Annotated in this window: 11 protein-coding genes; 10 read left to right on the forward strand and 1 reads right to left on the reverse strand. The window is 43.3% G+C overall.

Going from position 1 to position 13,402, the window contains the following annotated elements:
• Window positions 1–7: 7 nt before the first annotated feature.
• From HGH90_RS15195 to HGH90_RS15240, 10 genes are all read left to right on the forward strand, one after another.
• A complete protein-coding gene (locus tag HGH90_RS15195) occupies window positions 8–382 on the forward strand; it encodes a hypothetical protein (RefSeq protein WP_168762861.1) in 375 nt (124 codons plus the stop codon).
• A 55-nt stretch (window positions 383–437) separates the two neighbouring features.
• A complete protein-coding gene (locus HGH90_RS15200) occupies window positions 438–716 on the forward strand; it encodes a hypothetical protein (protein WP_168762862.1) in 279 nt (92 codons plus the stop codon).
• A gap of 25 nt (window positions 717–741) precedes the next feature.
• Complete coding sequence (locus HGH90_RS15205) at window positions 742–1,077, forward strand: MbtH domain protein (RefSeq protein WP_168762863.1); 336 nt, start codon at window positions 742–744, stop codon at window positions 1,075–1,077.
• A 29-nt stretch (window positions 1,078–1,106) separates the two neighbouring features.
• The gene (locus tag HGH90_RS15210) at window positions 1,107–1,820 is read left to right on the forward strand and encodes a thioesterase II family protein (protein WP_168762864.1); all 714 of its coding nucleotides are present in this window, start codon (window positions 1,107–1,109) and stop codon (window positions 1,818–1,820) included.
• Between the two features lie 45 nt (window positions 1,821–1,865).
• The gene (locus tag HGH90_RS15215) at window positions 1,866–3,044 is read left to right on the forward strand and encodes a glycosyltransferase family 1 protein (protein ID WP_168762865.1); all 1,179 of its coding nucleotides are present in this window, start codon (window positions 1,866–1,868) and stop codon (window positions 3,042–3,044) included.
• On the forward strand, window positions 3,037–4,155 hold the full coding sequence (gene glf, locus HGH90_RS15220; RefSeq protein WP_168762866.1) for a UDP-galactopyranose mutase: 1,119 nt from the start codon (window positions 3,037–3,039) through the stop codon (window positions 4,153–4,155). Before HGH90_RS15215 ends, glf begins: the two co-directional genes overlap by 8 nt.
• 26 nt (window positions 4,156–4,181) lie before the next feature.
• A complete protein-coding gene (locus HGH90_RS15225) occupies window positions 4,182–6,374 on the forward strand; it encodes an SDR family oxidoreductase (protein ID WP_169191475.1) in 2,193 nt (730 codons plus the stop codon).
• Between the two features lie 30 nt (window positions 6,375–6,404).
• Window positions 6,405–7,304, forward strand: coding sequence for a DUF6734 family protein (locus HGH90_RS15230; RefSeq protein ID WP_168762868.1), 900 nt, complete (start codon window positions 6,405–6,407; stop codon window positions 7,302–7,304).
• Window positions 7,305–7,319: 15 nt separating this feature from the next.
• Window positions 7,320–9,107, forward strand: coding sequence for a lanthionine synthetase LanC family protein (locus HGH90_RS15235; RefSeq protein ID WP_169191476.1), 1,788 nt, complete (start codon window positions 7,320–7,322; stop codon window positions 9,105–9,107).
• 159 nt (window positions 9,108–9,266) lie between these two features.
• The gene (locus HGH90_RS15240; RefSeq protein ID WP_169191477.1) at window positions 9,267–11,648 is read left to right on the forward strand and encodes an ABC transporter permease; all 2,382 of its coding nucleotides are present in this window, start codon (window positions 9,267–9,269) and stop codon (window positions 11,646–11,648) included.
• Between the two features lie 47 nt (window positions 11,649–11,695).
• Here HGH90_RS15240 and HGH90_RS15245 read toward each other — a convergent pair whose 3' ends face one another.
• Window positions 11,696–13,306 carry a condensation domain-containing protein gene (locus HGH90_RS15245; RefSeq protein WP_168762871.1) on the reverse strand — a complete coding sequence of 537 codons (1,611 nt, stop codon included), beginning with the start codon at window positions 13,304–13,306 and terminating at the stop codon, window positions 11,696–11,698.
• Window positions 13,307–13,402 lie beyond the last annotated feature (96 nt).

Genomic DNA, 13,402 nt, shown 5'->3' on the forward strand with positions numbered 1-13,402 from the left:
CACACTTATGGAAACATTGACGCTCGAAAGAATGGAGATCTTTCACGCAGATTTTAACCTGGATAAAAAAGATAACCTCCATGATATCCCGGAAGATGCTGCTGTTTTTGGAATTTTTGCCATCGTGGATAATGAGCCGGTGAACTGCCGGTATACCGGATATGCGGAAAATTTGCAGCAGGCTGTCCGGGGAATGTTTGAAAATCCACCTTCCGAAGGGCTTAAACATTTTATGCAAGGCCCCTGGATTCAGTTGCTGATGTATGAATGTAAGCCAACGGGGACAGCAGAAGAAGTACAGCAGCTAGTGTCTGAATGGGAAGCGCGCTATCAGCCGAAGATAGATACTGACGGTGAATATCCCGGTTATTACGATTACTGATTATTTTATCACCAGGAAAAGTAACCTATTAATTCACTCAAAATTTTATGTTAGCATGACACGACTGGGAAATGTCCGGGAAATAAATGAAATCAAGCAGCACCTGGATCATCTGAAATCAGAAGGGTTAATTACACAATGGGAATTACCCTATGAACAAATTCTTACACGACTCACCGCCGCCGTGTTTTTTGTCTCACTTCCAGGTAAGGAAGATGAAACCGTTTGGAAAGAGATGGAGAAGTACCCCATGTTTACCTATGGCCGGAATGAAGAAAAACAACTGTCGGCACTGGACTGGTGTATGACATTTAATAAGGGCTTTGAGCTTTGATCTTCTCATTAAAAAAAATACGCAAATGAAAGATGAATTGGTTGAAATATTATCCACGCCGGGACCAGTAACCTGTATTCGCCCTGAAAAATCAAGGGAAGCATTACAACAATGTATCCGCCGGAATTATGTGCATCTTTTATTTGAAGCGTCCGGTACTGAATTGAGTATGCAGTTATTCCGGCCGGAATGTAGGTTGGAGGCTCCCGATGCCGGCGGTGTAATACGCCTGGTTGGAACGCTGAATATTAATTATCAGCCGGTAAAATGTGTTGCAGACATCAATTCCGCCACCTGCGAAGGCACCGGTTACCTAACGACCGTTAGTACTGAAGCCTATCAGCAAATGTCTGGTAAATAATACTTCTATCGCCCTTTAAATAGCACCTCATGAGCCAATTAAGACTGTTTTGTTTTCCTTATGCTGGTGGATCGGCTTTGGTCTACCAGAAATGGAACCGCTACCTGCGTCAGGATATCCTGCTAAGGCCTGTAGAGCTTGCAGGCCGGGGGAAAAGAATAAATGAAAAAATGTATGAAAATGTCTATGTGGCTGCCGATGATTTATTTCATATAATAAAAGAGGAGATAGCCATGGGGCCTTATGCTTTCTTTGGACATAGTATGGGTGGGATGCTAGCTTATGAGATTGCCCAAAAAATACGGAGAGAAGGATTACCGGGACCTGCTCATATCTTCTTTTCCGCCAGGAGACCGCCGCATATTAGCAAAGAAGAGGATAAAAAATATCACCTTATGGAAACAGACGTTTTCAAGCGGGAGATCATTAACCTGGGAGGAACACCTGTGGAATTCTTTGAGCATCCAGAGCTAATTGAACTTTACCTGCCATTGCTGAAAAATGATTTTAAACTTTCTGAAACAGACCTCTTTGAAGGAACAATACATCCTTTAGACTGTAGTATTACTGTTCTTTCAGGAAAGGGAGATGACCTTACGGAAGCTGATTGCGAGGAATGGAGCATGCATACCAGACAGAAATGCAATATCCACTATTTTGAAGGCGGCCATTTTTTTATCAAGGATTATATGGAAGGCGTAACCGGAATTATTAATAACACACTTAGTGCCGGTCATTTTTAATACTTGCAGATCAAGAAATATTCAATTATTTAATGAAGCTAAGATATGAAAAAATTATTAAATTTCAGTGACCTTCACCTGAATCCAGACCTCTTTTGTTTCTCGCACCTGAGATGGGATTTTGTCTTTCAACGCCCCCAGCATTTAATGAATCGTTTCGCCAAAAACGGCCGGGTTTTTTTCATGGAAGAATATGTCACCGATGATACGACAGATCCATTTTTGGAATTGCGATCTCCGGTGCCTAACCTCTATGTGGCTACACCGCATGTAAAGTCCGGAATGACCCCTGAGGAAAAAGACAGTTGCCAGCAGCTATTCCTTGATCAACTGGTACAACAATATGATATTCGGGATTATATGTCCTGGTATTATACACCGATGGCGCTTTCCTGGAGCATGCACCTGCAACCGTCTGTAATGATATATGATTGTATGGATGAATTGTCGATGTTTAAATTTGCTCCTGTTGAGTTAACAGAAAGGGAGAAAACCCTGATGTCTTTAGCCGATATCGTGTTTACCGGTGGTGAAAGCCTGTATCGGCTCAAGCGCAGCCAACATCCAAAAGTATATGCTTTCCCCAGTAGCATTGACCAGGAGCATTTTTCGAAGGCCCGTGATCCGCTGCCAGAACCATTAGACCAGCAGCATATTCCTTATCCCCGGCTTGGTTTCTTTGGAGTATTGGATGAAAGACTGGATATTTCCCTACTAACAGAGATGGCTATGTCAAAACCAGCATGGCAGTTTGTACTGATCGGCCCCGTTGTTAAAATAGACAAAGAATCATTGCCCCAGGCGCCTAACATTCACTATACCGGTATGAAAACATACGACGAACTACCGGCTTATATCAGTAGCTGGAATGTGGCACTGATACTTTTTGCATTAAATGACTCTACCCGCTTTATCAGTCCGACCAAAACACCGGAGTACCTTGCAGCAGGGAAGCCGGTGGTGTCTACTCCCATTCACGATATTGTCGCTACTTACGGAGAAAAAGGGCTGGTACATATTGCCGGCGACACAGCCGGGTTTATTACAGCTGTTGAAGCCGCACTTTCGCAGGATACAGATAAAGAATGGCTGAAGCCTGTAGATGAATACCTTTCCGGAATTTCCTGGAATCAGACATGGGCAGATATGGTGCATCTCATCTGTAAAGTATTGATAGAAAAAAGTCCCGAGAATAAACCGGTAAATATGAATGCTTATGTATGATTATGCAATTATCGGTGCCGGCTTCGCGGGGAGTGTACTGGCAGAACGACTGGCATCAGACGGACGTAAGAAAGTATTGCTGGTAGATAAACGAAATCATATTGCAGGTAATGCATATGATTATTATAACGACGATGGTATCCTCATTCATAAATATGGCCCCCATATTTTTCATACCAACTCTTCAGATGTATACGAGTACTTGTCGCGGTATACGCAATGGCGCCAATATGAACACCGCGTATTGTCCTCTGTGGATGGAAGATTATATCCTTTTCCGATCAACCTTGATACGGTTAATAATCTGTATAATAAAAATTATACGTCTGAAGAGCTGATCACCTATTTTGAGAATATAGCAGAGCCTGTAGAAACGCTCAAAACATCGGAAGATGTGATTGTAAGCCAGGTTGGCCGGGATCTGTATGAAAAATTTTTCTGCGGATATACGCGCAAGCAATGGGACACTGATCCATCTGCCCTCAGTGCAATGGTTACTTCCCGGATTCCGGTACGCACAGACAGAGATGACCGGTACTTTAACGACGCTTATCAGGTGATGCCACGCTATGGTTACACCAGGATGTTTGAGAATATGCTGGCTCACCCTAATATCCACGTTTTATTGAATACAGATTACCAGGATCTGAAGAAACTGATAGCTTATAAAGTACTTATTTTTACCGGACCCATAGATGAATTCTTTAATTATTGCTACGGCAAATTACCTTATCGTTCCCTTAGGTTTAAACATGAAACACTCGACCAGGAGTGGTTACAACAGGTAGCCGTTGTTAATTACCCCAATGATAATTTGTATACCCGAATCACTGAATACAAGCATCTTACAGGGCAGCAGCATTCCCGGACGAGCGTTACCTACGAGTTCCCATGCTGGGATGGAGACCCGTTTTACCCGGTTCCACGGGTAGAGAATCAAGAACTGTATAAAAAATATGCAGCCCTGGCGAAAGAAACTCCCGACGTTCACTTTGTTGGCAGGCTTGGCACTTATCGTTACTACAATATGGATCAGGTGGTAGCACAAGCCCTTACTCTTTATAGTAAACTCGCTGCTAAAAGTTCCCTGAAAGAGGCCATTATCCCATAACAAGGGAAAATCTAAAATGTTTCCAGATGGATATTAACACACAAAAGTCGCCTGAATTGTGGGCGGGCATCGAATGCACGATTAACAGGGTAGGAGAGCAATATTTTAGTCAAATGGAGCGCAACGGACATCTGGACCGGATAGAAGATCTGGAACTGTTTGCTGCATTAGGTATTAAAAAGATACGTTACCCGGTGTTGTGGGAGCAGATAGCAGCAGGAAAGATAGCGGATGCCGATTGGAGATGGGCAGATGAAAGATTGTATAAATTGCAGGAGCTGGGAATTGACCCCATTGTAGGATTTGTACATCATGGAAGCGGCCCTCGTCATACCAGCTTGATAGACGCCGATTTTCCGGATAAGCTGAGCACCTATGCCGCCGCATTTGCGGCCAGGTATCCCTGGGTAAAATACTATACGCCTGTTAACGAGCCATTGACTACGGCCCGCTTCAGCGGCCTTTATGGTCATTGGTTTCCTCACGGGAAAAATAATGAAACCTTTGCCCGGGCATTGGTGGTCCAGTGCAAAGCTGTTATCAGGTCCATGCAGGCCATCAGAGAATACATACCGGATGCGCAGCTGGTACAGACAGAGGATATATGCAAAATATTCAGTACTCCGTTGCTGGCTTACCAGGCAGCCTATGAAAATGAGCGGCGCTGGCTTAGCCTTGACCTGTTATGTGGCAGCATAGATGAAACACACAAAATGTGGCCGATACTACGCTCTTATGCTATCAGTGAAGAAGAATTGCAATGGTTCAGCCAACATCCCTGTCCGCCGGATATTATAGGCGTAAACCATTATCCTACCAGTAGCCGTTATCTTGATGAACAATGCGACAGTTATCCCGAACATTACCACGGGGGAAACCTGGAATACAGGTATGCTGATGTGGAAGCATTAAGGAAGGTTGATTATAACGATATGTCGTTGTATGTATTATTAAAGGAAGTATGGGAGAGATACCAGCTGCCAATCGCGGTAACGGAAGCGCACATATGTAGCGGGCGGGAGGAACAGTTGCGCTGGTTGAAGGAGTTTTGGGACACGGGACAGTTATTATTTCGGGAAGGAGTAGATATCAGGGCGGTGACTGCGTGGTCTTTGTTGGGCTCATTCGACTGGAATTCCCTGGTAACCAGGGATAACGGATTTTATGAGTCGGGGGTCTTTGACATACGGGGGCAGTATCGGCGACCTACTGCGCTTGCGGATTTGATGGTTTGTCTCGCGGAGAATAAATTATTTGAACATCCTGTAATGGCTTCCCAGGGCTTTTGGCGAAGGACAGGCATGGCCCGGGTACCTGATGCCGCAGTAAACAATTCCTGTTGCCTCAAGGATGGTATTGCACCTCTGTTGATCATTGGGGCCACCGGTACGCTGGGGCGTTCATTTGCCAGGCACTGTGCGGCCAGGCATATTTCCTATCGCCTCATTTCAAGGCAGGAATTGGATATCACTGATGCGGCAGGAATAGACCGCATCCTGTCGGAGCACCGGCCATGGGCTGTAGTGAATGCAGCGGGTTACGTGCAAATAGACGCGGCGGAGGATAATGCAGGCTATTGTTTCCAGGTAAATGCTGTTGGACCTGCATTGCTGGCAGCAGCATGCAAACGTCACAAAGCGCAGCTGCTCACTTTTTCATCCGATCAGGTATTTGATGGTATGTTAAACGTTCCTTACCTGGAACAGGATATTGTACGTCCGATAAACATATACGGAAAAAGTAAAGCGGCGTCAGAAGACAAAGTACAACAGCTATTACCAGAAGCATTGATTATCCGTACCAGCGCCTTTTTTAGCCCCTGGGATTCGTATAACTTTATTACAAAAGCACTACAGACAATTGCATGCGGTGAAATTTTTTCAGCCGCCAATGATATCACGGTATCTCCCACGTATGTTCCTGACCTGGTAGACACCTGCCTGGACTTGTTGATAGACCATGATTCCGGCATAAGGCATCTTGCAAACCGCGGAGGTATTACCTGGGCGGAGCTGGCCCGGTCTGCGGCTGCGGTAGCAGGTTTGGATACAACGCTCATCCGGGGGGTAGCAGCCGAAACATTCTCGTTACCTGCGCGCCGGCCCCGCTTTAGTGTATTATCTACTGAAAAAGGAATGCTTATGCCAACATTGGACGATGCCCTCAGCAGGTATCACCAGGCACATGGTTATAGGTATGCTGCGGCGACAATTCGCTAAGTATAAATCAAAAAGTAAATACCGACTTATATGAAAATTGTTCAAAGTTTTTGGACCAGGCCCTTTCTGCAGGCTAAAAAGATGTTGGTGGGTTCGAGACTGAACGGCGGCTGGCCCGAACGAAAATATAACTATTACAGCATTGCCCTCAGCTACCATCATTTACGCCGTCATTATCCACAGATGGAACTGGTAACAGACCTGGTTGGCAAGGAAATTATCGTAGATAAATTAGGACTTGCATACGACCAGGTTACGTTAGAATTGGATACACTGGCAGATTACGATCCCGGATTATGGGCGCTGGGGAAAATTTATACGTACAAAATACAAAAAGAACCATTTCTGCATGTTGATAATGATATTTACATATGGCAACCTTTTGATTCGAATATATCCGAAGCAGCATTAGTGGCCCAGAACAGGGAGACAAGCACCGCTCACTATACAGAAACCTTCGCTGATATCTGCAAATACTTTCCATATGTACCTGGCTATATGAAAGTGATGAAGGATGAGCCCTATATCCCCTGCGTAAATGCTGGCATTTTAGGCGGACAAAACATTCCATTTTATCAGCAATTTACAGACGAAGTTTTCGACTTTGTGAATAGAAACCACGAGTATATACTGGATAACATGGAACAGTTTAATAGTGCATGTGTAAATGTTGTCTTCGAACAGGTGATATTTTATGCATTATCCCAGGCAGCAGGAATAGATATCAGTTACCTGTTTCCGTCCAGCAAGAACAATCCTCCAGGCATCGGATTTTTACACGAGAAACATCTTCACAAAGGCTATACTCATGCGCTTGGGTACTATAAGAACATGAGAATGGTTTATACATTGGTGGAGCACGAGCTCCGGGAGCGTCATCGGGAATCTTATGATAAAATCAACGATCTCTTATCTATATTGGAATTGTAGACCCCTTCAAGTATTATGATAAATAATAAAGAAAAAATTTTAAACTATTGCTACGCAATTTTTCATGCATTGGAAACCCAGTCTCCCAGCGCCGGTGTTTCAAATTTGTCGGGGAACACACCTGGCAGAGGATGGCGTAATGGAGATAATATCCATTGTGGCTATTTAGGCACGTTGATGTTTGAACTGCAGCTATATGAAGCTACGCTTGATCCTAAAGTCTTAAAGTCCTTACTGTTGCGGCTGCCAACGCTTGAACGTACTTTAGCCAATACCTATAATTATTCTTTTGCATTTGGCAGAATGGGGTTGGTTTATTTTTACATTCAGCTTTATCGTTGCACAGAGGAAAGAGAACATCTCACATCTGCACTTAAAATAGTCCGGCATTTATCAGCATCTCATTTGATTTATTTTTCTCTTTTGAGTGACTGTAGCGTTAACAATGGAGCGGCTGGAATCTTGGCGGTGTTGATGGAGCTATATGTGGAAACAAAAGAGGACTGGTTGCTATCTGTCTTTTCCCCGTATTTTGATCGCATTATTCAACGTATAAGCGTCACCGAATCCGGGCTCAGTTGGGTGCCGCCAGGAACTGATATCGACGAGGCTGTCCGCCTGGCACATGACACCGAAATAACCGCTGTCCTTTTGGCGGTTGCGCACCTGTTTTCGGCAGACCACCTGCGATTGTTAATGAATAACGCGTTGCCGTACGAGCCTGGTGCCGAAGCGATTGCCAGCATTCTTTGTAAGATGGCTTATCAGCCAACGGCTTCAGGCGTCAACAAACGGCATAAGACGGGTATATTATTGCTAGAAGCATATGAATGGAGTCACAAAACAGAATACCTGGAGTTGTCCAGGGATATAGTGTCGGAATATCTCAGTCAGCCATTGACACAGGATCGAGATTACTCCCTGGCCTCCGGCCACTGCGGGGTGGCTTATTTCCTGCTTCGGTGGTTGATGGAAGGGAAGTCAAAATTATCCAATGTATTCTTTCCTGCTACACATATGCTTGCTCAACCCGCTGCAACCGGTAGTACACCGGAATTCCTCGATGAATATACAATTCATGATGTTATACTGGACTCACAGTTCAGAGCGTCCTACAAGAACTGGGAAGAGTCGCTCCGTGAAGAGATTATGAAGGAAATTTTCAAAGGCGGCAAAAGAATTACATTGGGTATGTTTGCAGATCTAGACCATAAATATGATTTAGCCATTGACCTAACCTTACTTCGTGCCCGTTTTACGCTCACCGCAAATAAACCGGAAGAGGAGTTTGAAGAAGTGCTGGCTACTGCTAAAATAGTTACCTTAGATCAGGAGACATTTATGAAAATTCCATTCTGTATATCCCCGGATACTATTGTAATTAACGAACCAGGTATCAGTGCAGACATGAAAATAGCGCCGGCTGAAATATCAACCTTTTTTGCCAAATTTGGTTCTAAATCAATGGTATGCCGGATGGGGGACGAAGAGCGGCTAGATATCAAAGTAATGAATTTATCAAAGCTGATTTTTGATAACCTTACGGAACCTTGCACAGGTAATGAAATTAGTAAGAGAATAGTTGCATTTACCATGTCGCAGCCACCAGACATACAGGCAATCATTTGTAAGGAGTTTAAAACCAGGCCGGAGCAGCTTGAGCTGTATATCGGAACCATGGTTTTTGAAGCTATCAAATCCTTTATGGGAGAAGGGATGATCGAAGTTGCCCAAACAGATGCCTTGCCCGACATGAAAACTTCACATATGGCAAATGCTTTTCAGGTGACTGATGACGCATAATGCCCGATTGTGGATAATATATGTATCAAAATCGGACATATATAAATTTATATTTATTTTTATAGGCATGGTTCATCATTTTTTAGGTAACTGGCACTCCATTAGTGGTAAGTGGTGCATTGATTTGTTTAAGCCATATAGATCCTATAAAATTGTACTATGCTTAAAAACTATCTGAAAGTAGCCCGAAGGAATCTGCTGAAAAATAAGGCATATTCTATTATTAACATAGCTGGCCTGGCGGCGGGTATGACGATCGTTGTATTAATAGGGCTGTGGGAGTGGGATGAGCTGACTTTTGACCATTATCATAAAAACCATGCGGATTTGGCGCAGATAATGGACACACAAACCTTTAACGGAGAAACAAACACAGGTACCGCGGTAGCCCTCCCCCTAAAAAAAGAACTGCAATCCGTTTATGGAGGCTATTTCAAAGCCTTGTCACTTGCTTCCTGGAATAACGCACATATATTGACGGTGGGAAATAAGAAGATTTCCCAATCAGGTATGTGGGTAGAGCCGGACTTCCCCTTGATGCTTTCCGTAAAAATGGTAAGTGGTAGTTCGGATGCACTGAAAGATCCATCTTCTATGCTCATTGCCAGTTCAGTGGCGAAATCCCTGTTTGGAGAACAGGATCCGATTAATCAGTTGGTGAGACTGGATAATCAGACGGATATGAAAGTTGCCGGCGTTTATGAAGACCTTCCGTATAACACCTCCTTTTATAATACTAAGTTTCTGTTGCCCTGGAGCAAATATTTAACAGTCGCCTTCTGGTTGAAAGACCTGGAATCGAGATGGGACACGCATTGCGCGCAACTGTTTGTCCAGTTAAATAGTCATACTTCTCCTGCAAAAGTAACCGCCACAGTGAAGAATGTGATGGTCGCACACCTGGATGCCACTGCAGGTAGCAAGGAGGAAATATTGTTACATCCTATGGATAGGTGGCATCTGTATAGCGAGTTTAAAAATGGAAGCTCAAATGGCGGGCGCATTCAGTTTGTATGGCTTTTCGGTATTATAGGAGGATTTGTCCTGCTGCTGGCATGTATCAATTTTATGAATCTCTCTACCGCCAGGAGCGAGAAACGCGCCAGAGAAGTAGGTGTCCGAAAAGCCAATGGATCTACCTCTCAACAACTGATTTCGCAGTTTTTGACGGAATCGCTGTTTGTCGCATTTATTGCTTTTCTATTATCTGTATTGCTGGTACAGTTACTAATACCGGTTTTTAATAATCTGGCAGATAAACAAATACGAACGCCACTACAAAATCCACTGTATTGGCTGATAATGCTGGTATTTACAGTATTTACCGGACTGCTGGCTGGCAGCTACCCGGCATTTTATCTCTCCGGTTTTCAACCGGTCAAAGTATTGAAAGGAACATTTAAGCCCGGGCGGCAGGCTTCCGTTCCACGCAAAGTACTGGTTGTATTGCAATTTACGGTTTCTGTTGCGCTCATAATAGGTACACTGATTGTTTATAAGCAGATCAAATTTACACAAAGCCGGCCGGTGGGCTACACCCGAGAAGGCCTGATAATGTCGGCCATAGGAATGCCCGAATTTTACCGGCATTATGACGCTATCCGGAATGATCTTTTACAGAGCGGCGTTGTAGACAATGCGGCTGCGTCGAACAGTCCTGCTACAGAGGTACAGGATTCGCAGATGGGATTTGAATGGAAAGACAAAGATCCCGAATCTAAGCCGCTTTTTGGTATCGTAAATATAACGCATGATTATGGGAGAACAATAAAATGGGAAATCAAAGAAGGCCGTGATTTCTCAAGATCCTTTCCTTCCGACACCGGCACATTTATTTTGAATGAGGCGGCGGTAAAACTCACCGGGCTGAAACATCCTGTAGGTGAAATTATCCGCTGGAAAGGAAAAGAGCATGTGATCACGGGGGTGGTAAAGGATATGGTAACAGGTTCTCCTTATAAGGCAATACAACCTACCATTTTCATGTTAGATTACGGCTGGCTGAATGTTATTACCACACACATAAAGCCCAATATACCTGTTAGGGAAGCACTGGCCAGGATAGGACCTGTATTTAACAAGTATAGCCCTGACAGCCCGTTTGAGTATAAATTTGTGGATGAAGAATACGCCAAGAAGTTTTCTGATGAAGAGCGTATTGGAAAAATGGCCACTTTCTTTACAGTGTTGGCGATTTTTATTTCCTGCCTGGGGCTGTTTGGATTGGCGTCATTTGTTGCCGAACAACGGAAAAAAGAAATTACCGTACGCAAAGTATTAGGCGCTTCTGTATTTAGCTTATGGGAAATGCTATCGAGAGAATTCGTTATACTGGTATTGACTTCCTGTTTTATCGCCATACCAGCTTCCTGGTATTTTCTGGACCATTGGTTGCAAAAGTATGAGTATCGTACGCAGATATCCTGGTGGATCTTTGTCGTAGCAGTATTGGCATCATTGATTATCACCCTTCTTACAGTGAGTTTTCAGGCTATCAAAGCAGCGTTGAAAGATCCAGCAAAAAGCTTGAGGTCTGAATAATATAATAAAATAACACTGGTAACCCATTTGAGGTTACCAGTGTTATTTTAAGCCTCCTGGCAAACGATATCATCGATAGGGGTATGCGGATTGTCCATGCAAAGCTCCATCAAGTGAATAAAATCTTCGAACAGGGTTACGATAGCCTCCCTGGTATAGATATTAATATCATAATGACACATAAATTCCAGCCCATTGGTATATAATTGCAGGTACATATCAATATCAAAATGACCGAATACGGTATGCTGATGATGCCTGGGTGAAAAGTCGGTTAATGCCTCATTAGGTAATGCAGGCAGCATATTCAGGTACATCGTATTAATTGTATTGAACGGAATATCCATATCGTCCAATAACTTCGACATCGTATAATATTTGAAAGTAGAGGCAACCGTACTGCTGATCATCGCATCAGTAAGCAGATCATTAAAGTTACTACGTTCATTCACTCTACTGCGTATGAGGATTGTATTCACAAAACAGCCAATCAGTTTTTGCAGCACCGGCCTATCCCTGATGGCTACCAACGAACCAATTACTACATCTTTTAAGTTTGTTTTTTTATAAACGAGTATATTTAACATACAGATCATTATCGGATAAATGGTAACAGATCTGTTTTTACACACTTCCTTCAGCTTCAGAAATTTGTCCCCCGATATAGTAAACCTATAGGATCTTGCGGCTGTTCTGCCAGCCTTATCTACTACTCCATAAAATGCACTGACGGTCTCTTCTGAGTCATTTATCAGATAGGGTACTATTCTTCTCTTTAATGATTCCCTGTAAGAATAATCACTCAATTTAAACTTTCCATAGAAGGTTGATAGATTTTCGCCAGGAAACCTGCTATCGCTTTCCGAACACCAGTATTTCTGAAAATCTTTTTTAAGATCCTGGTTTTGAAGGTTGTTTTCCCAGGCTGAGAAATCTTTGTACTGCACTTCAGGTAATTCAATATTGACGTCTTTTTGCTGGGAAAGCGCAGAATAAATAGCTAAAAATTCTCTTCTGAAGATTATCTTCGAAAAGCCATCAAAGATGGAATGGGATATATTGAACAGGATGAAGTTCCGATTATTGCCATCTGTTAAAACGGTAAAATAATAATAAGGCTCATCTCCGTATTCGAAAATATAGTCGGTAGCCTTATCGGTATGTTCCTGGATAATTTTTAACTTCTCTTCTTCAGTGTGATGGCTGATGTCGACGATCGTAAGATGGGATGAAAGGGATACCTTGGGTAAAATCTTTTGTTTAACAGTAAGCGTCGTTGTGTCAAAAACAGCTACTGTTCTGAGTATTTCATGCTTGTCGATAATTATTTTGCAGGTCTGCCTGAAAATATCTTCCTGAAAGTATGGAAGATCGTAGGTGATAATCACATTGAATGGTACATGTTTTTTCTCCAGGAAAAAACCCGTCCAGAAGTGCTTTAATGCGGCAGACGGTTCATGCAGCTCCATTGACTGTATCGTCTGTATCGGTGTGTTGTATGGGCTCTTAGCCAGCCATGCCGACCAGGTACAGATGCTTGTCTTTTGTGATAGCAGCGTTTTACGTCTTTCTGTTTCATCGCTGGTCAGTGCGGGTGTTTCCAGCTGTGCGTCGATAAATTGGAGTACATTGTCAAGCTGCAGTTTTTCAAACGTCATATCGATGTGAATTTTGGGAGGTAATAAGTATTCCAGTTAATACCAATCTTTGTTGAGCGATTGGCATGGCATAAAAGTAATGTCTGATACTATTAG

Origin of the sequence: Chitinophaga sp. Ak27 (assembly GCF_012726295.1) — a bacterium.
Lineage (GTDB): Bacteria > Bacteroidota > Bacteroidia > Chitinophagales > Chitinophagaceae > Chitinophaga.

Bases quoted from the DNA above. Each gene is read 5' to 3' on its own strand.
- HGH90_RS15215 (WP_168762865.1), top strand. From the start codon at position 1,866: ATGAAAAAATTATTAAATTTCAGTGACCTTCACCTGAATCCAGACCTC.
- HGH90_RS15210 (WP_168762864.1), top strand. From the start codon at position 1,107: ATGAGCCAATTAAGACTGTTTTGTTTTCCTTATGCTGGTGGATCGGCT.
- HGH90_RS15195 (WP_168762861.1), top strand. From the start codon at position 8: ATGGAAACATTGACGCTCGAAAGAATGGAGATCTTTCACGCAGATTTT.
- glf (WP_168762866.1), top strand. From the start codon at position 3,037: ATGTATGATTATGCAATTATCGGTGCCGGCTTCGCGGGGAGTGTACTG.
- HGH90_RS15200 (WP_168762862.1), top strand. From the start codon at position 438: ATGACACGACTGGGAAATGTCCGGGAAATAAATGAAATCAAGCAGCAC.
- HGH90_RS15245 (WP_168762871.1), bottom strand. From the start codon at position 13,306: ATGACGTTTGAAAAACTGCAGCTTGACAATGTACTCCAATTTATCGAC.
- HGH90_RS15225 (WP_169191475.1), top strand. From the start codon at position 4,182: ATGGATATTAACACACAAAAGTCGCCTGAATTGTGGGCGGGCATCGAA.
- HGH90_RS15205 (WP_168762863.1), top strand. From the start codon at position 742: ATGAAAGATGAATTGGTTGAAATATTATCCACGCCGGGACCAGTAACC.
- HGH90_RS15235 (WP_169191476.1), top strand. From the start codon at position 7,320: ATGATAAATAATAAAGAAAAAATTTTAAACTATTGCTACGCAATTTTT.
- HGH90_RS15240 (WP_169191477.1), top strand. From the start codon at position 9,267: ATGCTTAAAAACTATCTGAAAGTAGCCCGAAGGAATCTGCTGAAAAAT.
- HGH90_RS15230 (WP_168762868.1), top strand. From the start codon at position 6,405: ATGAAAATTGTTCAAAGTTTTTGGACCAGGCCCTTTCTGCAGGCTAAA.